This is a genomic window from Streptomyces sp. NPDC102467 (genome assembly GCF_044765445.1).
In the GTDB taxonomy this organism is placed as follows: Bacteria; Actinomycetota; Actinomycetes; order Streptomycetales; family Streptomycetaceae; genus Streptomyces.
The window spans coordinates 70,035-96,257 of record NZ_JBIWKA010000013.1; the positions used below are offsets into that span (position 1 = coordinate 70,035).

Sequence of the window (26,223 nt, forward strand, 5' to 3'; positions counted from 1 at the left end):
TAGACGATGGTGCCTACACCCACACTCAGTATGGTGCGCCGGCCGAAGGTCAGGTGAACGCCGATGGTGACGGCGTCCGTTCAAAGGCAGGCTCTAAGCGACCGTGAGCACGATCTTGCCTCGGATGTGCCCCCGGGCGGCGCGCTCGTGCGCCGCCCGCGCGTCCGCGAGCGTGAACGTGCTGTCGATCGCGACGCGGACGGTGCCCGCGTCGAGCAGGCGTCCCAGTTCGGTGAGTTGCGCGCCGTTCGAGCGGACCTGGGCGCCCGAGACCGTGACGCCCAGCCTCGTGGTCTCCTCCTCGTCGAACTCGCCGAAGAACACCGGGAACAGAGCGCCACCCCGCTTGAGCGTACGCAGGAAGCGGCTGCTGCCGGGGCCGCCGACGGTGTCGAGCACGAGGTCGACATCGTGCACGAGTTCCTCGGGGCGACTCTTGGTGTAGTCGATGAACCGGTCGGCGCCGAGTTCGCTCAGGAATGATTCATGTGCGCCGGATGCCACCGCGATGACGCGTGCGCCCTTCCATTTCGCCAGCTGCAGTGCAAGGTGCCCGACGCCACCCGCGGCGCCGTTGACGAGCACCGTCGTGTCGGCGTCGAGCGTCGTCGGGCGATGCCGTGCTTCCTGGAAGGGGGAGGGGTGGTCGTGTCCGACGTCGATCAGGAACTGCCAGGCGGTGAGCCCGGCCATGGGTGCCCCGGCGGCGTGCACGTGATCGATGCCGGCCGGCTTGCGTGCTAGGTCCGAGGCGGGCGCGGCCACATACTCGGCGTAGGTGGCGCCGTCGAAGCTGGGGAAGCGAAGGAGACCGAAGACTTCATCACCGACGGCGAGGCCGTCCACGTCCGCGGCGACAGCCTCGACGACGCCCGACAGATCCGTCCCCGGGATCACCGGCAAGCTGAACTTCGGCCTCGTCTCCGGAGGCAGGTTGGACATCCCGTCGCGCAGGTACCAGTCGGGGGGATTGACGCCGACCGCGTGCACGCGGACGAGCACCTCGCCCGGCCCCGGCACCGGCATCGCTACCTCTTCGTCACGCAGTACCTCGGGGCCTCCGTGCTCGTGGATCCGCACGGCACGCATCGTGTGTTTCGGCATCGTTCTCTCCTGTCCGCACCGCGGGATAGACTCATTCGGATCAGTGCTCCACATAACTGGATCACTGATCCGAATATATGGACCACTGATCCGGGTAGTCAAGAGGGAAGGCCGAAGGGGACAGATGCGCGCCGACGCCAAAAAGAACCGTGACCAGATACTCGCTGTGGCGAGCACCGCCATCAGTGAGCAAGGCGTCGACGTATCCCTGCGCGACATCGCGCGCAGGGCCGACGTCGGGCTCGCGACGCTGCTACGGCACTTCCCGACCCGCGAGGCGCTGCTCGATGCCCTGCTCCGCACGAGCTTCGACGAACTGACGGCGAAGGCAGGCGAGTTCGAGACGTCGAGCTCGCCCGAAGTCGCTCTCGTCTCGTGGCTACGCGACTGCGTCGAATGGACAACCGAGTATCGGGGCGTGACCGTGCTGATGGCAGCCGCCATCGAGGACACCGAGTCCGCGCTTCACGCTTCGTGCGTCACCCTGCGCGCGGCCGGCGCGGGGCTGCTCCGTCGTGCCCAGGCCGCGGGCGTGGCGCGGACCGACATGGATGGCGCCGATCTGTTCGCGCTGGTGGCGGCGCTGGCATGGATCGGCGATCAACCCTCGCTCGCGCCACGCGCCGACCACCTCTTCGACGTCGTCGCCGGCGCGATTCTGACCGCCGCGGCGAGCGATGACGCGGAGGGGGAACAGCCCGCTTCGCGTTCGTAGTGGAGATCGTCGCGCACCTGACCGGTGAACTCGGCCACCCGCTCGGGGAACGGTCCGCGGTGTGGATTGCTCCTGGCGCGGTGCACCGCTGGGTCTTCGCCCTGCGATCGGCGGCCTCCGGCCTCCAGGGCCTCGTCGCCTACGGCCGTGACCTCCTGCGCACCGGGGTCTATCTCGATGACTGGGAACGGTTCGTCACCGAAGCCGCCGGGCAACACCTCGCCCGGGGCGACCACGCCCCCGGCCGACCGCGGCACATCGCCCTGCGCGATGTCACCTTCCGCTACCCCGGCACCGCCGAAGCAATGCCTCTATCGCCGACCGCGTAGTGGTGCTGCACCGCGGCCGGATCGTCCAGAGCGGAAAGTTCCATGAACTCTTCGACCGGCCCGGCCATATGCGGGATCTGTGGCTCCTCCAACAGGACCGGGACGCCTACCGCCCGCGGGAGAAGGGCACCTGACCGACGCCCGGGTGACGTCCCGACGACGCCGATCACCCTCCGCCCTCACAGTGCTGCCTGTGAGGGCGAAGGGCCGGGCCGGCCGCGTGCTCACCCGTGCTCAATGGCGGGCGGTTCGGTTCAGGCGGAGGGCGGAGACGAGGAAGAAGACTCCGCCGAGGAAGGCATAGCCGGCCAGGGTGCTCAGCGAGGCGTTGTCCTTACCGGCCTGCGCGATGAACGAGGATCCGGCGAGGGTGGAGATGGCGCCGCTCGCGATCATCGGCCACTGGCCTCCCATGCTGCGTCGCAGGACGCCGACGATCAGCTGGACGAGGCCCGCGGTGATTGCCCAGGCGCCCCAGACGCGCAAGACGGCCGGGATGCCGGAGGATGCGGCGGCGGCAAGACCTGCGGTGGTGAGGGCGCTGAGCGCGATGTTCGCGTAGAGGCCGCGCACCGGTCCGCCGTCCGCTTTGGCGGCCCTGGCGTCGACGACGGCGCACGCCATGTCGAACAAGGGGTAGATCACCAGCAGTGTCGTGCCGAGGGTGCCCAGGTCATGGGCGGATGTGAACAGCAGGGCGGCCCAGACGGCGGCGAACACGAAGCGCACGAGATACAGGTGGCGCAGCGCTGTGGAGGCGCTCGCGGTAGGTGCGGGGGCGGCGACGGTGGTGTCCATGAGGGTTCCTTCCGGCGAAAGCGGCGTGGTGCGAGAGGAGTGGCGTCCGAGACACGTCACCGATGAGGGAGAACGTTCGGTCTCTTGCTTGATTTAAGGGCGCCGTCGCCGCACTGTCAAGACCGAACGTTCTCCCTCATCGACTGGTACGGTGGGCGCCATGAGTGCGCGTACAGAAGGCGGGAGCACGTCCGAGGCGCGGTCTCGCCTGCTCGACACAGCGACCCGGATCTTCTACGCGGAGGGCATCCACTCCGTCGGCGTGGACCGGATCATCGCGGAAGCCCAGGTCACCCGTGCCACCCTGTATCGGCATTTCAAGGGGAAGGAGGAGTTGATCCTTGCCTACCTCCAGCAGGCCGACCACGGCATCCGGGCGCAGGTCGCAGCCACCCGGGTGGAGGGCGGGCCCGCGGCGGACACGGTCAGGGCCGTCGGCCGGACGATCGTCGAGGGCATCCAGTACTCCGGGTTCCGCGGGTGCGCCTTCCTGAACGCGGCGGCCGAGTATCCCGACCCGGCCCACCCGGTCCACCGAGCCGTGCTGGCGCATCGGCAATGGTTCCTGGAGACCGTCACGCAGTTGCTGGCGGAGGCCGGCTGTACGCCCGCCGACGCGGCGGGACGGCACTTCGTCATGCTCCGGGACGGGGCCATGGCAGCCGGCTGTCTCTTCGACCCGGTGCTGATCTCCGAGACGTTCCTGCACGGCGTCGAAGGCATCCTGGCACCTCCTTCGCACACCTAGGTGTATTGACCCGTGAGGTTGGGGACGCGGCTGACGGGTGGTTGGCCTTTCAGCGCGGTGTGTCCGCGGTGGTGATTGTAGGTGTGCAGCCAGTCGGGGAATGCTTCGCGACGTTCGGCCTCTGAGCGGTAGGGGCGGGCGTAGGCCCACTCGTCCAACAGGGTGCGGTTGAAGCGTTCGACCTTGCCGTTGGTCTGCGGCCGGTAGGGCCGGGTGCGTTTGTGGGTGATTCCGGAGGTGCTGAGCAGGTCGCGCCAGTCGCGTGAGCGGTAGCAGGAGCCGTTGTCGGTCAGCACGCGCTCGACGGTGATCCCGGCCTGGGTGAAGAACGCCTGGGCCCGGGTCCAGAAGCCGGTGGCGGTCTCCTTCTTCTCGTCGGCGAGGATCTCGCTGTAGGCCAGGCGGGAGTGGTCGTCGACGGCATTGTGCAGGTAGCTGTAGCCGACTGCGGAGCGGGTCTTGCGGCCGGCCTGGGGCGGCCGAGGGTCTTGTGTCCGCCGCCGTCGGGGATGTTCCCGAGTTTCTTGATGTCCACGTGCACCAACTCGCCTGGCCTGTCGCGCTCGTAGCGGCGGATCACCCGTCCGGTGGCGCGGTCGAGGTGGGTCAGGCGGGCCAGTTTGTAGCGGGTGAGGACCCGGTGCACCGTGGACGGGTTCAGTCGTAGCAGGTAGGCGATGCGGGCGGGTCCCCAGCGGCGCAGGACGCGGACCTTGACGATCCGTCGCTCGGTGCGGGTCGGGGTGTGGTGCGGGCTCGTGCGCGGGTGGCTGGAGCGGTCGGCCATTCCTGCCTCACCCATGACCTGATAGCGGCCGGCCCATCGTTGGGCGGTGGTGGGTGAGACCTGAAAGCGTTCGGCAGCCCGGCGCAGGGGCCAGCCGTCGTCGACGACGCAGCGGGCCAGGCGCAGCCGGCCGGTCTCGGTCAGCGGTGCATTACGGTGAGGCACGAGGGCCTTTCTGGTCGGTGTAGACGTCGCAATCCACACCGAACCCGGGAGGCCCTCACTCGTTCAAGATCCCTCAGCCGAGATTTCGCTCACCCGTCCACAACCTCCCCGGACAGAACACCTAGGCCGTACGCGCGGACAAGGCCCGACTGCGCTTGGGTTGAGCGCTGTTGCGGGATGTCGGGGCGGTCACAGCGTGGTGGCCGGCCAGATGATTGCGGCCGCCGCCGCGGCGAGCCCGATGTTGAGAGTGATCCGGCGGTCTCCACCGGTCAGGTGGACGGCGATCGCGGCGGTCTGCAGGAGGACGAACCCGATGGCCGCGGCCGGTGCCAGTGACGGCGCGATGTGCGTCAGCGGTGGCAGGACCAGGCCGGCCGCGCCGAGTATCTCCACCGTGCCCAGCGCCCTGAGGGCGGGCAAGGGCAGGCGGTCGACCCAGGCCATCATCGGCCGGAGTTGATCGCGGCTGCGGATCACCTTGAGCGTGCCCGCGTAGAAGTAGAAGAGCGCGAGCAGGCCCGCGACGATCCAGTAGGCGATGTGCATGGTTCCCGTTCATGGGTCGAAGAGCGCTGGAGGAGAGCCGGTCCGTCGGCCGGGACCGAGCGGACCGGAAGGAGGGTGACCGGGCGGTTGCGGCCGGTCGGCTTCAGGCGAGGTCGGTGGCGGGCTCGGTCGCGTAGCGGCTCATGGCGTCGACGTTGGCCCGTGGTGTCAGTGGCCGGCCGTCGGTGAGCACCTGTTGGAGGTCTCGGAAGTACTGCACGTACAGGTCGGGGGTGAAGGTGCTGAGCATGACGGCGGGCTGGTCCGTCGGGTTGGCGAAGGTGTGAGGGGTGCCCGGCGGAACCATGACGAGCGTGCCCGTGGTGGCGTCGTGGTCCTTCTCCCCGACGGTGAACCGCACGGTGCCGGAGAGGATGTAGAAGCCCTCGTCGTGTCGGGCGTGGCGGTGTTGCGGCGGCCCCTGCGTATGCGGGGCGAGGACGGACTCGGTGATCGCGAGGCGGTGCCCGGTGTGACTGCCGTCCTCCAGAACGCGCATACGCGTGGGGCCCAGAACGATCGTCTCGCCGTCGCCGGGGCCCACCACCGAAACGGCGGGGCCGACCTGGGTCTCGTTGCTCTTGGCTTCTTCGGTCATGCTCACGAGTCCACCGCCGGGACCACATGCGTGTCCAAGACCTGTTCCGCAACGCCGATACCTCGTGGGTATCGTTGCAGCGTGGAGCTACGCACCTTGCGCTACTTCGTGGCGGTCGCCGAGGAACTCCACTTCGGCCGGGCCGCCAACCGACTGCACATGAGTCAGCCGCCGCTGAGCCGCGCGATCAAGCAGCTGGAGGCCGATGCCGGAGCCCTGCTCTTCGCCCGCTCGCCCACCGGCGTCACGCTCACCGCGGTGGGCACGGTGCTGCTCGACGAGGCGCGGGCTCTGCTCGACCATGCCGACCGCGTCCGGATACGGGTGAGCGCGGCGGCCGGCGCCTCGACCATCACCGTCGGCCTGCTGGGCGACGCCACCGACCCGGCGGTGTCCAGGCTGGCCGCCGCCTACCGACGAAGCCACCCCGGCATCGACATCCGGATCCGAGACACCGACCTGACCGATCCGACCTGCGGGCTGCGGGCCCGACTGGTCGATGTCGCCCTGACCCGGGCGCCGTTCGACGAAACCGCCCTGACGGTGCGTGCACTGCGATCCGACCCCGTCGGCGTGGTCCTGCGCGCCGACGATCCGCTGGCCCGCCGCGACCAGGTGCGGCCGGCCGAGCTGAGCGACCGCCGCTGGTTCCAGTTCCCGCAGGGCACCGACCCCGTCTGGCAGTCGTACTGGAACGGTGGCAGGCCGCGCGAGGGGCCAGTGGTGCGTGCCGTCCAGGAATGTCTGCAGGCCGTGCTGTGGAACGGCACGGTCGGCCTGGCCCCGCTCGGGCACGAACTGCCCGCTGAGTTCGCCCTGGTACCGCTGAGCGGCATGGCGCCGAGCCGCGTGGTGGCCGTGTGGAACGAAGGTGACACGAACCCGTTGATCCGGTCCTTCGTCGAGACGGCGACCGCCGCGTACCGGCACTGAGCAACATCGGCGGTGACGCTCAGCTCGGGAGAGCTGCCGTCGAGGTGCGAGCTGAAGGCCCGCCAGTCGAGGGATCGAACGCGTCCCGGCCGAATCGCGCGCAGCGTTGGTGAGTGCTTCGACTCCGCCTACCGTTGCGGGTCAGCGCAGTGCGGCCACCAGCGCATCGCTTGTCGAGCACCACACTTGACGCGCCTCGCTGAACCCTTGGCGCAGCAGCGTCTCGATGTGCCACCGGGTCGCGGTCGGGCGATCGCGTCGCGGTGGGTCGGTGCGGGGCTTTCGAGGATCGCCCAGCAGCGCGAAGCGTTCGGCTGCCGCCTCGGCGAGGTGCGGATCGCGGGCCGCCTCGCCCCACCAGCCGGCCCAGTCAAGGGATCCCTGTCCGCGCTGGTGAGTCTGTCGGTCGGTGTGCAGAGCCTGGAGGGCGGCGTTGATGCGGGGCGCGGACTCGTCCTTCATGTGGTCGGCGTTCAGGAAGACGCCGCCTTCGCGCAGCAGGCCGGCCAGGGTGGCGTACAGCCGGTCGAGCGGTTCGGTGTCGAGCCAGTGCAGAGCGGTGGCGGTGACCACGGCGTCGTACGACGTGTGCGGGAGGCGTGCGGTCCACGCGGCGTCGGTCAGGTCGGCCTCGACGAAGGAGACGCGCCCGTCCCCGGCGAAGTGGCCGCGGGCGATGGTCAGCAGGAGCGGATCGATGTCCACGCAGGTGACGTCGGCGTCGGGGAGGCGTCGCAGGAGCCGGTCGGAGATGCTGCCGGTGCCGCAGGCCAGGTCGAGGACGCGCGGTGTCCGGCCCGCCAGGGCCTCGACCGTGTCGACCATGACCCGGAAACGTTCCTCCCGGTCGGGCATGTACCACTCCTGCTGGCGGTCCCAACTGGATTGCCAGCTCTGCCAGTTGGACACGTGCTTCGCTGTCATGCGGGTGGTGCTTCCTCTCGCGGGACTCCGGGGCGGGGCGGGCCACTGCCGGTCGCTCGATGCGTACTGCTCGGGGGGTGTGTTCCCCACCGTACTGATCGACATGGTGTGCCGAGCCGCGAGAGTCGCGCAGGAGGCCTGATCCCGGGGCGAACGGTGACCGGGACGACCGGGTTCCGGCGGCCGGAGCCTCGTACGCCACAATGAGCACACAAGGCGATGGGGACCAGGAAGCCGGTGCGATTCCGGCGCGGTCCCGCCACTGTGACCGGGGAGCGAATCTCCTGCACGCCACTGTCCGCTGTCGCGGACGGGAAGGCGGAGGCGAGCGACGATCCGGAAGCCAGGAGACTGACCCGTCGCCGGTCTGACGTCAGGGGCGAGGACACCCCGGAGAGGATCGACTGTGACGACGCGTGCCCGGACGGAACCGGAGAGGCGGCCGGAACTCGGCAGACGAGGCGTGCTGGCCGCCGGCGGAGCCCTGGCGCTCGCCGCGTCCGGCCTGCTCACCGGCTGCGGCGGCGACGCGAAGGACGGGGGAGGGGGCGACCGGTTCCGCGCCGCGTTCACCTCGGGCGGTTCCCAGGAGACCCTGGACCCGCACGTCGCCCCGAACTTCGTCGACCAGGCCCGCGCCAAGGCCCTCTACGACACGCTCGGCACATACGCCGACGACATGTCGGTGCGGGGGCGGCTCGCGGAGTCCTGGGAGAGCGACGCTTCCGGTACCCGGTGGCGCGTACGACTGCGCGCGGCCCGGTTCCATGACGGGAAGCCGGTCACCGCCAAGGACGTTCTCTACAGTTACCGGCGCGCCGCCGACCCCGCTGTCGGCTCGCCCTCGCAGATGCTGCTCTCCGCGATCGACTTCACCGCGAGCACGGCTGACGGCGATCGGTCGGTCGTCCTCGTCCTCAAAGCGCCGAACTTCGAGTTCCCCACCGTGTTCGCCGGCCCCGGAACGGAGATCATCCCGGCCGGGACGACGGACTTCCGTAAGCCCGTCGGCTCCGGACCCTTCACCTACGTATCGTTCACGCCCGGTGGAACCGCCCGCTACCGGCGCTGGGCGGACCACTGGGACGGCGCCCCGCACATCGCCGAGCTGGAGATCGTCCCCGCGAACGAGGAGTCGGCGCGGCTCAACGCCCTGCTGTCCGGGCAGGTGCACTACGCGGCCGACATGGCCGGTGCCTTCGTGGAACGGCTGAAGAAGGACGGCTCGACGCGGCTGCTGACCGCCGAGCGCGCCACTGCCCAGCAGCTCCTGTTGCGCACCGGCCGTGCGCCGTTCGACGATCCACGGCTGATACGGGCCGTGCGGCTGGGGATCGACCGGGAGGCGCTGGTCCGTATCGCGCTGGCCGGACATGGCGAGACGGGCAACGACCTCTTCGGCATGGGCCTGCGCGGCTACCCCGAAGACCTCGAGCCCCGCACACGGGACGTCGCCGCGGCGCGGAAACTGGTGAAGGAAGCCGGCGCGGAAGGGCTGCACATCACCGTGGAGACCAGTTCGGTCGACGCGGCATGGGAACCCGCGGCCGACCTGATGACGCGGCACCTGCGGGAGATCGGGCTGAAGCTGACCGCCAACACCCGCGCGTCCAGCACGTACTTCAGCGAGATCAAGACCAAGGGCGTCGCCGCCTTCAACACCACCTCCACCCTGCCCGTCTCCGACTTCCTGCAGCAGCGGGTCCGGGGAGGGGCGGCCCGCAACCAGACCCAGTACGCCTCGAAGAAGTTCGACGCGCTGCTCGACCGGGCCCGTACCACCCGTGAGGAGAAGGACCGGCTCAGCCTGCTGGCCCGCGCCCAGAAGATCGCTCGCGCCGAGTCGGGACTTCTGGTGTGGGCGTTCTCGGACGCGAACGACGCCATCCGCCGGTCGGTCACCGGTCTGCGCGCGGCGCCGCCCAACTCGCACGACTGGGCCCGCTTCGACCGGGTCCGCCTCACCTGACGTGCGCGCCTACGTGCTGCGGCGCTCCTTGCTGGCACTCCTGCAGTGCCTGGTGGTGCTGGTCGCCGTGTTCGCCGTCGGAGCCCTCCTGCCCGGAGACACGGCTGACGTATTGCGCGGTGAACTCGGCACCCCCGAACAAGTGACGGCGCTGCGGCACCAGTTGGGCCTCGACGAACCGGCCTGGACCCGCTTCGGGCACTGGCTCGGCCACCTCTTCACCGGCGACCTGGGACACTCGCTGACGACCGGGCTGCCGGTCGGCGACGACATCGGCCGCCGTATCGGGGTGACGCTGCTCCTCGGCGGGCCGGCGCTGATCCTCGTCACCGTGCTGGCACCGCTGCTGGGAACCGTGTCGGGGCTGCGGGAAGGCAGCCGCCTCGACCGGGCCCTGAACACCGCCACGGTCCTGCTGCACGCCGTCCCCGAATTCGTGCTCGCGCTGCTGCTGGTCGCCTCGGTCTCGCTGGCGGCCGGACTGCTGCCCGCCACCGCCGTCGGCATGGACACCACCGCGCTGCTCGACCTGCCGTCCGTCCTGGTGCTTCCCGTGGTCGTCCTGACGGCCCGGCACCTGTGCGATCTGGCACGGCAGGTCCGCGCGGGAGTGGCGGGGGAGCGCCATGGCCCCGTGGCCGAACACCTGCGACTGCTGGGCGTACGGGAACGCACGGTGGTGCTCCGCCACGTACTGCCCAACGCGCTGGGCCCCGCCGCCCAGCAGTACGCCCGCTGCGTGGAAGGGCTGCTGGGCGGCGCCGTGGTGGTCGAAGCGGTCTTCGGATTCCGCGGCCTCGGCAACGGCTTCGTCGAAGCGGTGCAGAACCGAGATCTCCCGCAAGTGCAGACGTACGCCCTGTTGTTCGCCGGCACCGCGGTCGTGGTGAACCTCGTCGGTGACGTGGTCGCCCATCGACTCGCACCGCGACGGGAGGTCACCGCGTGACCCTGCCGACCGAGACCGCCGACACGCGCACGGATCGCGCGCGCCGTCCGTGGATCGCTCTGGTCCTCCTCGCGGTGCCGGTGTCGACGGCGCTGATCGGACCGTTTCTGGCGGGAGACACATCCCCGCAGGAGGACGCGCTGCCTTCGCAGCCGCCCGGCGCGGGGCATGCGCTCGGTACCGACGTCCTGGGACGCGACGTGCTGTCGCTCGTCCTGCACGGAGGCGCATCGGTACTGGGAAGCGCTCTGGGCGCGCTCCTGATCGGCCTGGTCGCGGGAGTGCCGCTGGGTCTGCTGGCCGCCGGGCCCAGCCGCAGGATCGACGAGACGGTGATGCGCGCCCTGGATCTGCTCCTCGCCTTCCCCGGTCTGCTGGTGCTGATGGCCCTGGCCGCGACGGGCCACCGTGACGGGTACTGGCTGGTGACCGTCGCCGGGTTGCTCCAGGTGCCGGCCGTGGCCCGCCTGGTCCGCGGAGCCGCCCTCGGACCGGCTCCCGCACGGTCGTCGAGGCACTGCGGATGCAGGGGCACGGCTGGGCCCATATCCATCTGCGGTACCTGGCGCGGGAGTTGGCGGCGCCGGTGGCCACCGACGCGGCCGGCCGGTTCGCCGTCGTGCTGTACCTCCTGGCGTCCGCGAACTTCCTCGGCCTGGGGCTGCCCGCGTCCTCACCGGACTGGGCGGTGCTCATCGAGCGCAACAGCGACGCGTTGTTCACCCAGCCCGCCGCGGTGCTGGTGCCCGCCGGTCTGCTGACGGCGCTGTGCGTAGGCAGCAATCTGCTCGTGGACCGCACCCTTGCCCGCAGGAGGAGACTCCGGTGACTGCGCACACCCCCGAACCGTTGCTGGAGATCCCGGAGATCTCCGCCTACGCGGACGGAGCACCGCGTCCCCTGCTGGACCAGGTCGCGCTGACCGTTCCGGCGGGAGCTGTGGTGGCCGTCGTCGGGCCGTCGGGCAGCGGCAAGACCACGCTCGGACTCGCGGCGCTCGGTGCTTCGCGCAGCGGCGTGGAGCTGGCGGGACACGTCCTGCTGTCGGGCACGGACCTCATGTCCCTGCCGCCCGCGCAACGGCGTGCCGCGCGGGCGGGACACACCGCCCACCTGCCCCAACACCCGGAGAGCGTCCTGGACCCGGTCCGCCGCACCGGCAACGCGCTCACCGAGCTGGCCGCTCTCGCACATGCCGGACGCGACGCGCGCAAAGCCGCGGCAAGCCAGGCGCTGGCACGGTGCGGCCTGGAGTGGGAAACCGTACGCCGCCGCTTCCCGCACCAGCTCTCCGGCGGACAGCAACAGCGTCTGGCACTCGCCTCCGCGCTGGTGACAGGCGCGCGCCTGCTGGTCCTGGACGAGCCGACGAGCGGCCTCGACCCGGCGCTCGCGCACGCTCTGGCGCGCACGGTGCGCGAACTCGCGGACGACGGGGCGGGGGTACTGCTGCTCAGCCACGACCTGCCGATGGTGCGCGCGACGGCCGACCACGTCATCGTCCTGGAGCGCGGTCGGGCCGTCGACGCCGGCCCCGTGGCGGACGTACTGGGCGCCATCGCCCCTGACGCGGACGCTGCGTCGCCATCCGGCACGGCTCCTGCCGTTGCTCGTCACCGGGCGACCGAGGGGCTCCTCGCGGCGGAGCGGCGCATCGGTGTGGGCCGAGTGACGGGACCGCGTGCCGAGACTCCGGCCGCGCGGAGCAGCGCCGGAGTGTGCGCCGAGGCGATCGTCGTGCGCCGCCGGTCCGCCGACCTCTTGGCCGGGCCGGTATCGATGGCCTTCCCACCCGGCAGCCGGACCTCGCTGATCGGTCCGTCCGGCTCGGGCAAGACGACGTTCGCCCGGGTCCTGGCAGGGCTGACGACACCGACCCTGGGCACGGTCCGGCACGGCGGCCTCCTGCTCCCCGGCCGCGTCGACCGTCGCTCGGCCGCACAGCGCCGCGTTGTCCAATACGTGCATCAGAGCAGCGCCGACACCTTCGAGGCGCACCGCTCGATCCTCGGCCAACTCTCCGATACGGCCCGGCTGTTGCGCGGCCTGCGCGAGACCACGGCTACCGACGAAGCCATCGAGGCAGCCACAGCACTGGGTCTCGACGAGGAACTGCTGCACCGAAACCCCGGCCGGCTCTCCGGCGGGCAGTTGCAACGGTGTGCGTTGGTCCGTGCGCTGACGGCACACCCGGCTCTCCTCGTGTGCGACGAGGTGACATCGGCGCTGGACACTGTCTCCCGTGAACGGGTGCTCGAAGCCCTGCCCCGCCTGCTCGCCCCTGCGCGGACGGCATTGCTGTTCATCAGCCACGACCTGCCTGCGGTGCGCCTGCTGACCGAGGAGGTCGTGATGTTCGAAGCCGGTCGCTGTGTGCGGCGCGGGCCTCTCGACGAAGTGCTGCCCCCGGCTTGGGCCGGCGGCGCCGTGGCCGAGGGCCATGAACGTACGGCGCTCATGACCTGGGGCCCTCAGTAGACTCATCCGCATGATCAGATCGTCCCGCGGCGACGCCGGCCCCGGGATGTGGCGGCATGAGGCCCGCACCGTGGTGCTCCGGGTCGGGGCGTTCCCGGAGCAGGCGGTAGCCCCCTTCGCCATCTTCGCCGGGCTGCAGATCCCCACGGTCCCCACCGAGTGGGTGCCGCACTCACATACCCGGCACGAACTGATCTGGGTCCGCGGGGGAACGCTGACGTCACGGGTGGCGGACCGCCGGACGACCGCTGCTCATCGCGGTTGCGGTCGCCACGGGGCTCGCCACGTTCGCGCTGATCGCCGTCTCGTCCTGGCGCGGCGGATTCATGCCCGACCGGGCTCCAGCGCACGTCGCGTACGGACGCCGGACGGATCGGTGCCCCGATCGACCCGGGCCGCCTCTCCCTGACCGCGATCCGGAGTGCGATCGGCCGACGGGAGCACGTGCTGCTCCTGGTCTCACTCGCCGGCATGCAAGGTTTCGACGTGCCGCACTGGGTGCTCTGCCACGGCGCCGTACCCGGCGCCGTGGCAGATGATCCCTGGGCCAACGCGGCAACGGGAGACACCTGGGTCGACGCCCATCTGCTGCCCGTCCCCGATGCGTCGCTCGACACGATGTCGATCCTGTCCTCGGACCGCCTCCGCGGCGCCGTGATCATCGGCAGCGCGCGGCAGCGCGACGCGTCCTCCTGAAGAACTGACGTCTGCTGGGCGGATTATGCAGTACTCGGGACGAGTGTGCCGGAGGTATCGCAAAGTGCAGAGGACAGTCATATGCCATCGGTAAGGTGATGGTCACCTGCCTTCAAGCGGACGGGATGGGTGGTGGGGGCCCGCGCCAGTGGGTTCCGGATCGATGGTCTCCTTGCCGGAGCAGAGCAGCTTTTGTGGCGTAGAACCTGCAGCGCAGCCTTGTGACCCGTACCCGGTGGTGACGGTGGACGCGGCCGGCGTCGTGCTGTCCCACAACGAGCAGGCCGTTGTTCTGTTGGCGCGGGTCGGCGTCGGCGTCGCGCTGGCCGATGTCGCGCCCGCATGGCTGATCGAGGCCCACCTGCGGCGTGTCAGCGGTGCGGAGGAGGAACTGCCGGCGTGGGCGGGCGGCCGGATCGGCGGGCAGCGCGTGAAGGCGCTTGCCGGGCCGCGCGTGCAGGACGCGGTGACCTGGTGGTTGGTCCATGACAGTGGTGCGCCGAGCGCCGCGCAGGAGTTGGCGCGCGAGCGGACGAGAGCCGGTCTGCTGCAGGAGTTCTCTTCCGAACTGTTCGCCTCGCTGAACGTCGAGCGCTGTACGGCGGTGACGGCGCGCCGGGCGGCGCAGCACTTGGCGGACGCGGCGGTCATCGTCGGGACGGGCGACGGACGCACTTTCCCTGTGACACTCTGCACCGCCGGTGGTCCGGTGGTGCAGGAGCGGATCGCCTTGGACCCCGAGCAACTCCCGGGCCTGGCAGAGGCGTTGCTGGGGCTTCCCGCGGTGTCCTCCCGCTGGATCGATCCCCGCCAGGTGCCGTCCTGGGCCATGCCCGACGATTTCGTGGACGCCGCCGCCGACCTCGGCTCGGTGGCGGTGGTGCCGTTGCCGGGGCACGGCGTTCCGGCCGGCTGCCTCATTCTGCTGCGCCACCGCCAGGAAGCGACGTTCACCCCCGACGAGGAGTCCTTCGCCCAGCTCTTCGCGGCACGCGCCGGCGCCGCCCTGTCCGTGGCCCGCAGTCACGCCCGCCAGGCGCACCTCACCGAAGTGCTGGTACGCGACCTGCTGCCGCCCGCCCTTGACCGGGTGCACGGCGTCTGCTTCTCCGGCCGATACCGTGCCTCGGCGGCAGGCGATCGCATCGGCGGCGACTTCTACGACCTGTACCCCCCTGACACACCGGAAGCCGAGATCGTCACGGTGCTGGGCGACGTCTGCGGCAAGGGGCTGGAAGCCGCGGTCACAGCAGGCAGGACTCGCCACGCACTGCAGGCTCTCGTACCGTTCGCCGCCGACCACACCCGCCTGCTGACCCTCCTCAACCGCGCTCTGCTGTCCTCGCACCGGACACCCTTCGTGACGCTGGTCCTGGCCACCGCGGTACGCCAGGACGCCCGGGTACGGCTACGCATCTCAAGTGCGGGCCATCCCGCTCCGCTCATCGTGCGCGCCACCGGCCATGTCGAAGAGACCCGGACCGGCGGCACCCTGATCGGCGCGTTCGCCGACCTCGAGTTCAGGACGGCCGAAGTCGCCTTGCAGCCGGGTGAGACCTGTCTGCTGTATTCCGACGGGATCACCGAAGCGCGCGGCGGCCCGCTGGGCAACGTGATGTTCAGCGAGGACAGGCTGCGCACCGTGCTGGCCCAGTGCGCCGGAATGCCGGCCGAGGTGGTCACCGAACGCGTGCAGATGGTGGTCGCCCAGTGGGTGGGGGACGGCCCGCACGACGACATGTCCGTTCTGGCGATCGGCGCGCCCCCGACAACCGTCCGACATCTGTGAACGAGCCCAACCGAGAAGGTGAACCGTGTGAACGGTGGCAAGAACACTGATTCCCTCGCCGAGCCGCGTGAGCAACTGTGGCAAGCGCTCGAGGAGTTCGACGAGATCCGCGCCGTCGCCGTCGTGCGTCGCGCGCTCGGCGCGGCCGAACCCGAGCAGGTGCCTGCCGTGCACACTTCGGCAGCCGAGGACATGCGGGCCGCGGGGGAGCGGGTCCTGCTCGAACTGATCGCACCGGCTCAGGAGCGGGTGGGTCTGGCCTGGGCGGCCAACGACATCACAGTGGCGCAGGAACACGCGGTGACGGCGATCAGCGAGCGGTGCATCGCAACGGTTGCCGACGCCACCGCCCCCGCTCTGTCCGGCACGTTCGTGGGCAGGGTCCTGGTGGCGTGTGTCGACGGCGAATGGCATGCCCTGCCCGCGCGTCTGGTCAGTGAGGTGCTGCGGCTGCGTGGCTGGCGTGTCGACTATCTCGGGGCGCAGGTCCCCACCGAGCATCTGGTCGCGCACGTGCACCGTACGCGTGCACAGGCGGTGTTGCTGTCCTCGTCCATCCCGACCCTCCTGCCCGGCGCCCACAATGCGATCGCTTCGTGTCAGGGTGCCGGCGTTCCGGTACTTGTCGGCGGAGCCGCGTTCGGTCCGCAGGGTCGCTATGCGCGATTGATGCAGGCCGAGTGGGCCAAGGACGCGCCCGGCGCGGCCACCCTGCTCGCGGAGGACCTGACGGGACCCGGAGCGCACGCCGCCCGCCTGCCCGATCTGGACCTGCCGCACCTGGGCGACCAGGAATACACCATGGTCCGCCGGACCAGGTTGCGATTGATCAAGCAGGCCCTTGCCGACGTCGAGGAGGGCTTTCCCGAGATGCGCCGGTACAGCGAGTATCAGCGGGAGCGCACCGTCGAGGACATCGACCACATCGTCAACTACCTTGCCGCCGCCCTCTACGTCGACGACTGGGGCCTGTTCACCAGGTTCGTCACGTGGACCGCGGACATCCTGGCAGCCCGGGACGTACCGCCGCGGTGCCTGCTCCCTGCTCTGGACTCGCTGCTGCATCAGCTGAAGGATTTCCCTCGAGCGAGCGGCATCCTCACCGCCGCCCGAAGCCTCCTCGTCCCTCCGAAGGGATGACCCGGCGACACGGAAGGGGCCCGCAGGAACACATCCTGCGGGCCCCTTCGCGCGGTCGGTGTCCGTGTCAGTGCGCGCCGTGGCGGACCGGCTTGGCGTTGACCAGGAGAGCCGCCGCGCAGCCGGCGAGGAGCATGGCGACGACCGCGTAGCCGATCGCGTGGGTGTAGCCGTGGACCACACCCGAGGCGATGACCTCCGCCTTCTTCGACGGGTCGGTCAGGTGGCTCGCGATGTACGTCGACGTCGCCGAGGTGGCGATGGTGTTCAGCAGCGCCGTGCCCAGCGAACCGCCGACCTGCTGCGAGGTGTTCACCATGGCCGAGGTGACGCCGGCGTCCTGCGGGCGCACACCGTGCGTGGCCGTGGAGAAGACCGGCATGAACGTCAGACCCATGCCGAGACCCATGATGAGCTCGGCCGGCAGGATGTGCGTCGCGTACGACGAGTCGACGTCGAGCTGGGTCAGGATCAGCAGACCGCACGCGGCGAGCAGCATGCCGGGCACCATCAGGGCGCGGGCCTGGACACGGGGCAGCAGGCGGGCGGAGATCTGCGTCGAACCGATGATGATCGCGACCGACATCGGCAGGAACGCGAGGCCCGTCCTGACCGGGGAGTACCCGAGGATGCCCTGCAAGTAGTAGGTCATGAACAGGAACAGGCCGAACATGCCGATCGTGGCGAGGCCCATCGTGAGGAAGCAGCCGGCGCGGTTGCGGTCGCGCAGGATGTGCAGCGGCAGCAGCGGCGACTTCGCCCGGCCCTGCCACAGGACGAACGCCACCAGCGCCACCACGCCGCCGACCAGCAGTGAGACGACGAGCGAGTCGCTCCAGCCGCGCGGCTCGGCCTCGGAGAAGCCGTACACGATGGCGACCAGACCGCCGCAGCCCAGAATCACGCCGGGCACGTCGAGTCGGACGTCCTTGTGGCCGGGGCGGTCGTGCAGCAGGATCCTGGCGCCGATGACCGCGACGATCGCGATCGGGATGTTCACGTACAGGCACCAGCGCCAGTTCAGGTACGAGGTGAGGATGCCGCCGAGCAGCAGACCGACGGCGCCGCCCGCGCCGGCCAGCGCGCCGTAGATGCCGAACGCCTTGCCGCGCTCGCGCGGGTCGGTGAACGTCGTCGTCATCAGGGACAGCGCGGACGGGGCGAGGAGCGCGCCGAAGACGCCTTGCGCGGCGCGGGCGGTGAAGAGCATGCCGGATCCGGTCGCGGCGCCGCCGACCGCGGACGCGAGGGCGAAGCCGACCAGGCCGATCATGAAGGTGCGCTTACGGCCGACGAGGTCGGCGACGCGGCCGCCGAGCAGCAGCAGGCCGCCGAAGGCCAGGGTGTAGGCGGTGATGACCCACTGGCGGTTGCCGTCCGACATGCCGAGGTCGGTCTGGGCGGACGGTAGCGCGATGTTCACGATGGTCGCGTCGAGCACCACCATGAGCTGGGCCAGGGCGATGATGACCAGGCCCCACCAGCGCCGGGGGTCGGGTGCCTCCACCGCGTCGGGGGAGTGGGAGCCCGGCGCCGTGCGCGTGGCGCCGGTGGATATGGAGTCGCTCATGTCGAGGACGTCGCTTCCTTGCTGAGTGTGTGCTGTGCGCTGCGCGGTGCGGGCCGGAGCCGGGCGCCGTGCAGCGGCGGGACGGGGCCACAGGCACAGAGATCGGTGCATAAGTGCCGGGCCGGGACGTCGGTGTCCCGGCGAGGTGACTGTGTGGCCAGAGTGTGCCGGTTCGTACCCAGAGTGTGCTGGTACGGAAAAGTCGTGCGTCCGAGAAATCGTCAGCAGTGCTGATTATCAGATTGAGGATACGCTATCAGGCATGACGGACGAAGCCGGACTGGCCGACCTGCTCACCCAACGGCTCGGTTACCTGATGAAGCACGCGTATCTGCGCCTGGCCGACCTGCTGGGCGCGGCTCTCGCCCCGTACGACGTGCATCCCAAGGAGCTGGGCGTGCTCTCCGTGATCGGGGCGGACGGCGCCGAGCGGTCCCAGAACGAGCTGGCATCGGAGATCGGCATGGACCGCACCACGATGGTCTCCGTCATCGACGCGCTGGAGGGCAAGGGCCTCGTCGAGCGTCACCGCAGCGTCCGGGACCGCCGCCGGAACGTGGTGACACTCACCGAAACCGGCATCACCTGTCTGCGGGAGGCCGACCGGGCCCGCGTCGAGGCCGAGGCGGCGTTCCTCGCGCCGCTCGACGAGGACACCGCGGGGCAGCTGACCGCGGCCCTGCGCACCCTGTACGACGCCCACGCGACGGGCTCCGCACCCGCGCGGACTGCCGTACCCGGGCAGGACGTCGCCGTCTGCCCCGGTGATCGGCCGGGCAGCGCGACGCCGCGGCCGAAGGACTAGACGGGGCGGGGGCGGTCGGGCCGGACCGGCCCGCTCCATGGACCGGGTCCGGGTGGACCGAGTCACCGTCTTGCGAGGATCTGAATTCCCCTCGACTCATGTCCACTCATGGTGGTGACCGTGATGTCCCGGGTGTCGAGTTCTTCGAACGCGGAGAGCAGGAAGGGGAACCACGAGCGGGGGTGGTGGCGGAAGACCGCTCCGTCGTCCGTTTCGAAGACGCCGTAATGGTCGTAGTGGCTGGCGCAGCGGTCGTAACGGACGCGGTTGCGTTCGTCGTCCTGCAGCAAGAAGTCGCTGACGTACAAGATTCCGCCCGGCTCGAGGACCCGGTGGAGCTCCGCGATCACTCCGCGCTGAGCTTCTTCGCCGGGGATGCACGTCAGCAGGGCGAAGAGCACCACCGCGTCGAAGGCGGCATCCGGGTACGGAGAGAGCGGTGGCGCGTCCAAGACGCCGAAGCGCACGGTGGGATGGAGGAGGCCCGCTCGCTCGATCATTGCGGGCGAGGTGTCGACGCCCGTGAGGTTGTCGAAGCGCTGCTGTTCGAGCTCTTGCAAAGTGCGGCCGTAGCCACATCCGTAGTCGAGGATCGCGGAGTGCCTGCTGATCCCGTCGAGCCATGGCAGGTGCAGCGGGTGGGTGAACGTCTTCGTGGCCGCGGCAGCATCCCAGTAGGGAATCTGGCTGTCGAGTTCTGACATGGCAGTTGCCTCCTCGGACGGTCAGGCTAGCCGGTCCGCGAGCCGTCCGACGCAGTCGTCCCCTCCGGTGAGCGGCGCAGGCTCAGTGCCCGTAGCGCGAGTTGCATCTCGAACTGCGTGGTCGGATCGCGCAGTTGCTTACCGAAGACCTCCTCCAGCTGGCGCAGCCGGTAGCGGACGGTCTGGGGGTGCACGGCCAGGCGCTGGGCGACCTCGCTCGCATTGCGGGCGCAGCTCAGCCAGCACAGCAGGGTCTCGGCCAGTCGTTCACGCTGCGGGGACCGTACGGCGTCGAGCGGGCCGAGGTGCTGGCGGGCGAGGGCGTCGACGAGGTCCTCGTCGCGGAAGAGCAGCAGGGTGGCCAGGTGTTCGGTGCAGCGGACGAGACCGGTGGCGGGCAGCGCGCCACGGCGCACGAGGTCGAGCGCGTCGCGGGCCCACCGCAGGGAGCGAGCGCCCTCGTCGAGTGCGACCGTCGGCCCGAGCGCGGCTCGCAGGCCCCGTAACGCCCCGGTGATGGCCCTCTCTCGTCCGGGGCCCCCTGGGTCGGGCACGACGATGACGCCGGACTGCCCCTCGAACCGGGCGAGGAACTCGGGCGGCACGATGGGGCGGACCGTCTCGCCCTTCCCGGTGCCTTCGGCGGCGACGAGAGCGATCTCGCGGGGTACCGGCCACTGTGCGGTGTGCGCGAGGTCGGCGACCGCCTCCGGGGAGACCGGCGGGTCGGCGGTGAGCAGGTCGATCAACCGGCCGCGGCGCTGCTGGAGTTCACCGACGGCGTGCAGCCGCGCCTCGGTGTATCCGGCGGTGGTGGCGGCCGCCATCTCGTCGAGGTGCAGGAACATGGCCTCGCCGAACGCTACGAGGACGTGCGGCGGGAGCCGGTCGGCCCGGACCAGTTCGCTGACCCGGCGCCAGGTGACGCGGGCGCCCAGCCGCAGAGCCGCCTGGAACGAGTCGAGGCTGCGACCCTCGTCGGCCTCGCCCCTGCCGATGCGCTGGTACGTCGCCTTGACGTCCTCCCAGTCGGTCTCGGAGTCGGCGACGCGGGCGAGGAACCCCTCCAGGGCCTGCTCGACGCCGCGGTGCACGACGTGCATGTACGTATCGTCCATCGGCCGGGCGTACTCGGCGATCCCGGTTCTGATGGCCCGTACGACCTCGTCGGTGAGGTCGCCGAGGAACGGCCTTAGCTGAGCGTGGAGTTCGGCGGGAAACGACCGGAACGCGGCCCCGTTGGCGGGGAGTTCGGTCGTCGTGCGGGCTCCGTCGGCCATGGGGCTCCCTCTGTGCGTGGGGACATCAGGGGCTCGGCGACGATACTGCCGGGCCGGGGGCGGCGCCTCATCATCGGCGTACAGTCTCGGCGGTGGTCCCTGTCAGTGGAGTGACAACGCGCCTACGTGTCCAGGTCGTTCGGGCGTTTCAGCGGTGACCCTTGTCACTGGAGTGACAACCCGGCGACGAGTCCTGCGCGTACGCGCACAAGTGGTGACGATGTGTCATGCCCCACGATCCGTGCATGACGGACCTGTTCGCGCGGCGGCCCGCGGCGCAGCCCTGGTTGCGCATCTACGCTCCCGGCGTGCCCCGAGAAGTACCGATACCCCCGGTCACGCTGGTGGACCTGCTCGACGGCGCGGCCCGTCGGTTCCGGTTCCGCGCCGCGCTCTCCTGGCAGGGGCGCCGGACGGGTTTCCGCACCCTGCGGCGGGCGGCGGTCCGGCTCGCCACGGCGCTCGACCGGCTCGGGGTGCGCCGTGGCGACCGAGTGGCGGTGCTGCTCCCCGATTGTCCGGAACTGGTGGTGATGTGTCATGCGGTGTGGCGGCTCGGGGCAGTGGTCGTGCCCGGGGACCCGGCGGACCCCGGGCGGGCGGTGGCGGGAGCCGTGGTCGCCGTCGTGCCGCGGGGGAGAGGGCCGGAGGTGGCGCGGGTGGCGCGGGCCGGGAGGTACGCGGCGCTGTCCGCGGTCGTGACCGTGGCCGTCGAGGTGACCGCGGCACGGCGGCGTGGGCCCGCGCCCGCGTCGGCGAGCCGGACCACCTCGGTGCGCGGCCCGGGAACCGATCCCCGAAAGCCGCGGGAGGCCGAGATGCCGCGGGAGGCCGAGATGCCGGGGGAGACCGAAGCGCCGGGGGAGACCGCGTTGCCGTCAAAGGCGGCGACGCTCGTGGCCTACCGTGACCTGGACCGGTACCCGGGGCGCGGGTGGAGCGGCGCTGCGGGCCGGAGCCGGGCCGGCCGTCCGCTTCCTGAGGACGTCGCCGTCGTCGTGCCCCGCCGTGACGGCGCCTCCCTGACGCTCCGGCACCGTCATCTCGTCGCGGCGGCCCACCAGATCCGCTCCTGGTATCCGGAGTCGGCGGAGCGGCGCGTACGGCTGTTGTCGCTGGTGCCGTTGCGCGAGCCGCGCGGTCTCGCTCTCGGCGTCGCGGCGGCCGCGCTCACCGGGGCCTGCACCGTACTGGTGCCCGACGGCGATCCCGTGACGGTGCTGCGGGCCGCACGGCGCGCCGCGCCGACCGTCCTCACTGCGGCACCCGCCTGGTTGCGCCTGCTCATGGAGCGGCCCGCCCATGAGCGGGAGGCGCTCGCCACGGTGCGCACCGTCGTCACGGGCCCGCTGGACGCCGTCACCGGCGAGCAGCTGAGGGCGGCCCTGGATGCCCGCATCGTCGAGGCGTACGGGTCCTGCGCCGCAGCCGGGGTGGCGCTCGCCAACCCGGCCACGGCCGACGCCCGTTCGGGCACGGTCGGGGTCCCGCTGCCCGGCACGGAGGCGCGGATCGGCGTGGAAGGGGCGCTCGCGGCGGAGGCGCTGCCCGGTGACGCGGGCGAACTGCTGCTGCGCGGGCCGCAAGTCGGCGAGAGCCCAGGCCTGTTGCCGGGCGGATGGCTGCGTACGGGACGGCTCGCGGTGTGCGGACCCGACGGGTACGTCACCTTGCTCGGCCCGCGCGACGCCGATGACGACCCGGGCGGCGCAGCGCGACGGCGGTGATCACGGCGCCCAGGAACACGCACCCGGCGGCCAGCCGCAGACCGGTGTCGTACCCGTCGAGGAACGCCGTGCGCGGATCGGCGCCGTCGTGCAGCGCGACGCGTTCGGTGCGGGTGAGCACGATGCCGACGACGACGACCCCGAACACGCCGCTGATCTCGCGTGCCGCGCTCACCAGGCCGGACGCCGTACCGGTGCGGGTGGCGGGGACGCTGTCAACGGATCGTACGGTCAGCGGCGTGGTCAGCGAGGAGCCGACGCCGATGAGTACGAGGCCGGGCTGCAGGTCGGCGCAGGAGGCGCCGGCCCCTACCCGTGAGACGAGCAGCAGGCCCGCCGCGACGAGCGCGAGGCCGGCGGCGATGGAGCGGTGGGCGCCGACGAGCCGGGCGGCCCGTTCGGCGAACGGCGTGCACAGCAGGAGCGCACCGGCCAGCGGCAGAAACGCGAGGCCTGCCTTGACCGGCGAGAAGCCGAGGACCTGCTGGAGGTAGAGGGCGGTGAAGAAGAACACGCCGTTCACGCCCACGCCCCAGAGCATCTGCGCGACGACCCCGCCGACGAGGAACCGGTCGCGCAGCATCCGCAGATCCACCAGCGGCAGGAAGGTCCGCGCCTCGACCACCAGGAACGCCAGACCTGTCGCCGCGGCCAGGCCCAGGCACACGGGGACGGGCGGCGTGCTGAAGGTGTCCTCACCGCCCCTCACCAGGGCGTAGGTGAGGAGGAACAGGGCGAGGGCCGACAGGGCGACCCCGGGCAGGTCGAGGAGTGCGGGCAGGCCCGCGGCGCGGCGCCGGCCGGCGGCCGGGACGGCGGGCACGAGCAGCAGCGCGAACGTCCCGAAAGGAACGTTGAGCAGGAACACCCAGCTCCAGCCCCAGTGTTCGGTGACGAGTCCGCCGATGACGGGGCCGAGCGCGAGGGCGACGGCGAGGGAGGCCGTCCACAGTCCGACGGCGGTGGAGCGGCGCCGCCGCGGCAGGTCCGCGGCGACGACCGCGAGGGACGCGGGGATGACGAGCGCGGCTCCGGCGCCCTGCACGGTGCGGGCCACGACGAGTGCGGTGCCACTGCCGGCCAGGGCGGCCGCGGCGGAGGCGAGCGTGAAGACGACGAGGCCCGCGGCGAGGACGGAGCGGCGTCCGATGAGGTCGGTGAGACGTCCTCCGGCGAGCAGCAGCGCCCCGAAGGACAGGACGTAGCTGGTCGCCACCCACTCCAAGTCGGCCACGCTCAGGCCCAGTTCGTCCTGCACGGTGGGCAGGGCGACGTTGATGACGGTGTTGTCGAGCGTGGTCAGGAATCCGGCCAGGGATACCAGAGTCAGGAGCGCAGACAGTCTTCCCCGATGCATGGCCCCGCCCCCTCCGCTGATTTCTCAGATCGTCTCGGTCGTCTTGGTCGTCTCACTGGCCTTTTCCTCACCGGATTGTGCGTGCGCGGACGGGGTGGGCTCTGCTGCGCGGACTGCCGATTCCCCCCGTCCGCGTTGTCACCTCGCTGACAGTCCGTCTCGGACGAACTGTCAGCGCCTCCTCTTTCTCAGGCGTCCCACGGCGGCGGAACCTTGGGCCTTGCCCGCACTGGCCGTCACCACCGCCCATGGCCACTGTCCGTCACTCAGGGGAGCAGCCGAGATGACCGAGATGATCGAGACGACGACGTTCGAGCACGCGCCGCTCCTGACCGACCGGCTGCGGCAGTGGGCCGGGGAGAGTGCCCACCAGCGGGCCTTCACGTTCGTCGACTTCCCCGAACCGCACTCTCCAGGAGTGCACCGCAGTCTGGGCTGGCGAGGCCTCGACACCCGGGCCCGTGCGGTCGCCGGGCACCTGGTGCGTACGGTCCGGCCCGGCGACCGGGTCGCACTCCTGTTGCCGCAAGGCCTGGACTACGCGGTCGCGTTCCTCGGCTGCCTGTACGCCGGAGTGATCGCGGTGCCGCTGTTCACGCCCGAACTGCCGGGCCACGACGGGAGGTTGACGGCGGTCCTCGACGACTGCGAGCCGTCATGCCTGCTGTCCGACGAGGCGTCGCGGGTGTCGGTGCAGGCCTTCACGGGCGGCCGGCTGCCCGTGCTCGCGGTGGATGCGCTGCCGCATGTGGCGCCCGCGACGGAGCTGCCCCGGCCCGCGCCGGACGACGTGGCGTACCTGCAGTACACGTCCGGCTCCACCCGTAGCCCGTCGGGAGTGATGGTGACGCACGCGAACGTCGTCGCCAACGCGCGGCAGGCGGTCACCGCGTTCGACATCGGACGTGGACGGAACACGTCGGTGGGCTGGCTGCCGCTCTTCCACGACATGGGGCTCGTACTGAGCGTGGCCGCGCCGGTGTACGCCGGGTTCCCGTCCGTGCTGCTCGATCCCGTGGCGTTCCTGGAACGGCCCGTGCGCTGGCTCCGGCTGCTCGGCGGTTACCCGGGGACGATCAGCGCGGCGCCCAACTTCGCCTACGACTACTGCGTCACCCGCGCCGACGCGGACGAGACGGCCGGGTTGCGCCTCGACCGGGTCGCGGCGCTGCTCAACGGGAGCGAGCCGGTGCGGCCCGCCACGCTGGAGCGGTTCCTCCACACGTTCGGCGGGGCCGGGCTCGGCGCGCAGGCGCTGTGTCCGGCCTATGGGCTCGCCGAGGCGACCGTGTTCGTGACGGCCGACCCGCGCGACCGGCCCACGGCGGCCGTGGAGTGCGACGCCGCTGCCCTCGCGGCCGGCCTGATCGAGGAGCGCCCGGGCGCGACCGCACGGCTCGCCGACTGCGGACGGCCGGTCGGGCAGGACGTACGGATCGCCGCCCCTCGGACGGGGGCGGTGCTCGACGAGGGGCGGGTCGGCGAGATCCAGGTGCGGGGACCGAATATCGGCGCCGGGTACTGGAAGCAGCCAGAGCGCACTGCCGAGACGTTCCGTGACGGGTGGCTGCGCACCGGTGATCTGGGGGCGCTGCGCCAGGGGCGGCTCCTGGTGACCGGGCGGCTCAAGGATCTGATCGTGGTGGACGGCCGCAACCACTATCCGCAGGACGTCGAGGAGACGGTGCAGTCGGCGGTGGACCTGGTCCGCACGGACCGGCTCGCCGCGTTCCTCGTGCCGCGCGGCGCCGATCCGCTCCTCGCCCCGTGCGGCGACGGCGCGCGGGACGAGGAGCTCGTGGTGGTGGCCGAGACACAGCGCGGCGCCGCACCCGACGGGGCGGCGGTGCGCGACGCCAAGGTCGCCGCCCGCGGGGCGATCGCCACCCGGCACGGGCTGCGCCTGGCCGAACTGGTCCTGGTACCGGCGGGGACAGTGCCGCGGACGTCGAGCGGGAAGGTCGCGCGGGCGGCATGCCGGGAACGGTTCCTCTCCGGTGCGCTGCACACGGAGGCATTGCGATGAGTGCCGCGCAGCGGATACGGGAGGCGCTGTGATGAGTGCCGCGCGGCGCATACGGAAGGTACTGCGATGAGTGCCGTGCAGCG

23 protein-coding genes, 4 pseudogenes and 1 riboswitch are annotated in these 26,223 nt (G+C 71.1%); of the genes and pseudogenes, 17 read left to right on the forward strand and 10 right to left on the reverse strand.

The window, feature by feature from the left end; all coding sequences use genetic code 11:
- Positions 1-93: 93 nt before the first annotated feature.
- On the reverse strand, positions 94-1,104 hold the full coding sequence (locus ACIREE_RS26770; RefSeq protein ID WP_404157136.1) for an NADP-dependent oxidoreductase: 1,011 nt from the start codon (positions 1,102-1,104) through the stop codon (positions 94-96).
- Positions 1,105-1,228: 124 nt separating this feature from the next.
- Here ACIREE_RS26770 and ACIREE_RS26775 point away from each other — a divergent pair, with 124 nt between their 5' ends.
- From ACIREE_RS26775 to ACIREE_RS26785, 3 genes are read left to right on the forward strand one after another with little or no spacing between them, the layout of a single operon-like run.
- Positions 1,229-1,819 carry a TetR/AcrR family transcriptional regulator gene (locus ACIREE_RS26775; protein ID WP_404157139.1) on the forward strand — a complete coding sequence of 197 codons (591 nt, stop codon included), beginning with the start codon at positions 1,229-1,231 and terminating at the stop codon, positions 1,817-1,819.
- On the forward strand, positions 1,819-2,148 hold the full coding sequence (locus tag ACIREE_RS26780) for a hypothetical protein (RefSeq protein ID WP_404157142.1): 330 nt from the start codon (positions 1,819-1,821) through the stop codon (positions 2,146-2,148). Before ACIREE_RS26775 ends, ACIREE_RS26780 begins: the two co-directional genes overlap by 1 nt.
- Positions 2,148-2,282, forward strand: a complete 135-nt coding sequence (locus ACIREE_RS26785) for a hypothetical protein (RefSeq protein ID WP_404157144.1) — start codon at positions 2,148-2,150, stop codon at positions 2,280-2,282. Before ACIREE_RS26780 ends, ACIREE_RS26785 begins: the two co-directional genes overlap by 1 nt.
- Before the next feature lie 100 nt (positions 2,283-2,382).
- Here the strand turns inward: ACIREE_RS26785 and ACIREE_RS26790 are convergent, their stop codons facing one another.
- On the reverse strand, positions 2,383-2,946 hold the full coding sequence (locus ACIREE_RS26790; RefSeq protein WP_404157147.1) for a hypothetical protein: 564 nt from the start codon (positions 2,944-2,946) through the stop codon (positions 2,383-2,385).
- A gap of 160 nt (positions 2,947-3,106) precedes the next feature.
- On the opposite strand from ACIREE_RS26790, the gene ACIREE_RS26795 reads away from it, so the two are divergent.
- On the forward strand, positions 3,107-3,694 hold the full coding sequence (locus tag ACIREE_RS26795) for a TetR/AcrR family transcriptional regulator (RefSeq protein WP_404157149.1): 588 nt from the start codon (positions 3,107-3,109) through the stop codon (positions 3,692-3,694).
- Here ACIREE_RS26795 and ACIREE_RS26800 read toward each other — a convergent pair.
- The 3 genes and pseudogenes from ACIREE_RS26800 to ACIREE_RS26810 all read right to left on the reverse strand — a co-directional run bounded on the left by ACIREE_RS26800 (position 3,691) and on the right by ACIREE_RS26810 (position 5,793).
- Positions 3,691-4,646: pseudogene (locus tag ACIREE_RS26800) on the reverse strand (IS481 family transposase). The gene ACIREE_RS26795 and the pseudogene ACIREE_RS26800 overlap by 4 nt on opposite strands.
- 189 nt (positions 4,647-4,835) lie before the next feature.
- Complete coding sequence (locus ACIREE_RS26805) at positions 4,836-5,195, reverse strand: DoxX family protein (RefSeq protein WP_404157152.1); 360 nt, start codon at positions 5,193-5,195, stop codon at positions 4,836-4,838.
- Between the two features lie 103 nt (positions 5,196-5,298).
- The gene (locus ACIREE_RS26810; protein ID WP_404157155.1) at positions 5,299-5,793 is read right to left on the reverse strand and encodes a cupin domain-containing protein; all 495 of its coding nucleotides are present in this window, start codon (positions 5,791-5,793) and stop codon (positions 5,299-5,301) included.
- A gap of 81 nt (positions 5,794-5,874) precedes the next feature.
- Here ACIREE_RS26810 and ACIREE_RS26815 point away from each other — a divergent pair, with 81 nt between their 5' ends.
- On the forward strand, positions 5,875-6,726 hold the full coding sequence (locus tag ACIREE_RS26815; protein WP_404157157.1) for a LysR substrate-binding domain-containing protein: 852 nt from the start codon (positions 5,875-5,877) through the stop codon (positions 6,724-6,726).
- A gap of 141 nt (positions 6,727-6,867) precedes the next feature.
- Here the strand turns inward: ACIREE_RS26815 and ACIREE_RS26820 are convergent, their stop codons facing one another.
- Positions 6,868-7,650 (reverse strand): class I SAM-dependent methyltransferase, encoded by a 783-nt coding sequence (locus ACIREE_RS26820; RefSeq protein ID WP_404157160.1) that lies wholly within the window; start codon positions 7,648-7,650, stop codon positions 6,868-6,870.
- A 225-nt stretch (positions 7,651-7,875) separates the two neighbouring features.
- Positions 7,876-8,004, forward strand: a riboswitch (cobalamin riboswitch).
- 52 nt (positions 8,005-8,056) lie between these two features.
- Between ACIREE_RS26820 and ACIREE_RS26825 the strand changes: the two genes are divergently transcribed.
- The 9 genes and pseudogenes from ACIREE_RS26825 to ACIREE_RS26865 all read left to right on the forward strand — a co-directional run bounded on the left by ACIREE_RS26825 (position 8,057) and on the right by ACIREE_RS26865 (position 16,671).
- On the forward strand, positions 8,057-9,619 hold the full coding sequence (locus ACIREE_RS26825) for an ABC transporter substrate-binding protein (RefSeq protein WP_404157162.1): 1,563 nt from the start codon (positions 8,057-8,059) through the stop codon (positions 9,617-9,619).
- A 1-nt stretch (position 9,620) separates the two neighbouring features.
- Positions 9,621-10,568: an ABC transporter permease gene (locus ACIREE_RS26830; protein WP_404157165.1), complete on the forward strand. Its 948-nt coding sequence runs from the start codon at positions 9,621-9,623 to the stop codon at positions 10,566-10,568.
- 335 nt (positions 10,569-10,903) lie between these two features.
- A pseudogene (locus ACIREE_RS26835) lies at positions 10,904-10,996 on the forward strand (ABC transporter permease); the annotation flags it as partial.
- A gap of 95 nt (positions 10,997-11,091) precedes the next feature.
- Positions 11,092-11,397, forward strand: coding sequence for a hypothetical protein (locus ACIREE_RS26840; protein WP_404157168.1), 306 nt, complete (start codon positions 11,092-11,094; stop codon positions 11,395-11,397).
- Complete coding sequence (locus tag ACIREE_RS26845; protein WP_404157170.1) at positions 11,394-13,046, forward strand: ABC transporter ATP-binding protein; 1,653 nt, start codon at positions 11,394-11,396, stop codon at positions 13,044-13,046. Before ACIREE_RS26840 ends, ACIREE_RS26845 begins: the two co-directional genes overlap by 4 nt.
- Positions 13,047-13,092: 46 nt before the next feature.
- Positions 13,093-13,299: pseudogene (locus ACIREE_RS26850) on the forward strand (AraC family transcriptional regulator); the annotation flags it as partial.
- Between the two features lie 86 nt (positions 13,300-13,385).
- Positions 13,386-13,742, forward strand: a pseudogene (locus ACIREE_RS26855) (peptidase C39 family protein); the annotation flags it as partial.
- A gap of 163 nt (positions 13,743-13,905) precedes the next feature.
- Complete coding sequence (locus ACIREE_RS26860) at positions 13,906-15,531, forward strand: PP2C family protein-serine/threonine phosphatase (protein ID WP_404157173.1); 1,626 nt, start codon at positions 13,906-13,908, stop codon at positions 15,529-15,531.
- 27 nt (positions 15,532-15,558) lie between these two features.
- Positions 15,559-16,671 carry a B12-binding domain-containing protein gene (locus ACIREE_RS26865; RefSeq protein ID WP_404157175.1) on the forward strand — a complete coding sequence of 371 codons (1,113 nt, stop codon included), beginning with the start codon at positions 15,559-15,561 and terminating at the stop codon, positions 16,669-16,671.
- A gap of 67 nt (positions 16,672-16,738) precedes the next feature.
- Here ACIREE_RS26865 and ACIREE_RS26870 read toward each other — a convergent pair whose 3' ends face one another.
- On the reverse strand, positions 16,739-18,241 hold the full coding sequence (locus ACIREE_RS26870) for an MFS transporter (RefSeq protein ID WP_404157178.1): 1,503 nt from the start codon (positions 18,239-18,241) through the stop codon (positions 16,739-16,741).
- Positions 18,242-18,503: 262 nt separating this feature from the next.
- Between ACIREE_RS26870 and ACIREE_RS26875 the strand changes: the two genes are divergently transcribed.
- Positions 18,504-19,046, forward strand: coding sequence for a MarR family winged helix-turn-helix transcriptional regulator (locus ACIREE_RS26875; RefSeq protein ID WP_404157181.1), 543 nt, complete (start codon positions 18,504-18,506; stop codon positions 19,044-19,046).
- A 62-nt stretch (positions 19,047-19,108) separates the two neighbouring features.
- Here ACIREE_RS26875 and ACIREE_RS26880 read toward each other — a convergent pair whose 3' ends face one another.
- Positions 19,109-19,750, reverse strand: coding sequence for a class I SAM-dependent methyltransferase (locus ACIREE_RS26880; RefSeq protein WP_404157184.1), 642 nt, complete (start codon positions 19,748-19,750; stop codon positions 19,109-19,111).
- A gap of 26 nt (positions 19,751-19,776) precedes the next feature.
- The gene (locus ACIREE_RS26885; protein ID WP_404157186.1) at positions 19,777-21,030 is read right to left on the reverse strand and encodes a PucR family transcriptional regulator; all 1,254 of its coding nucleotides are present in this window, start codon (positions 21,028-21,030) and stop codon (positions 19,777-19,779) included.
- A 245-nt stretch (positions 21,031-21,275) separates the two neighbouring features.
- Here ACIREE_RS26885 and ACIREE_RS26890 point away from each other — a divergent pair, with 245 nt between their 5' ends.
- Positions 21,276-22,757 carry an AMP-binding protein gene (locus tag ACIREE_RS26890; RefSeq protein WP_404157189.1) on the forward strand — a complete coding sequence of 494 codons (1,482 nt, stop codon included), beginning with the start codon at positions 21,276-21,278 and terminating at the stop codon, positions 22,755-22,757.
- Here ACIREE_RS26890 and ACIREE_RS26895 read toward each other — a convergent pair.
- On the reverse strand, positions 22,696-24,114 hold the full coding sequence (locus ACIREE_RS26895) for an MFS transporter (protein ID WP_404157192.1): 1,419 nt from the start codon (positions 24,112-24,114) through the stop codon (positions 22,696-22,698). The genes ACIREE_RS26890 and ACIREE_RS26895 overlap by 62 nt on opposite strands.
- A gap of 283 nt (positions 24,115-24,397) precedes the next feature.
- Between ACIREE_RS26895 and ACIREE_RS26900 the strand changes: the two genes are divergently transcribed.
- A complete protein-coding gene (locus ACIREE_RS26900) occupies positions 24,398-26,140 on the forward strand; it encodes a fatty acyl-AMP ligase (protein WP_404157195.1) in 1,743 nt (580 codons plus the stop codon).
- The last annotated feature ends 83 nt before the right edge of the window (positions 26,141-26,223 follow it).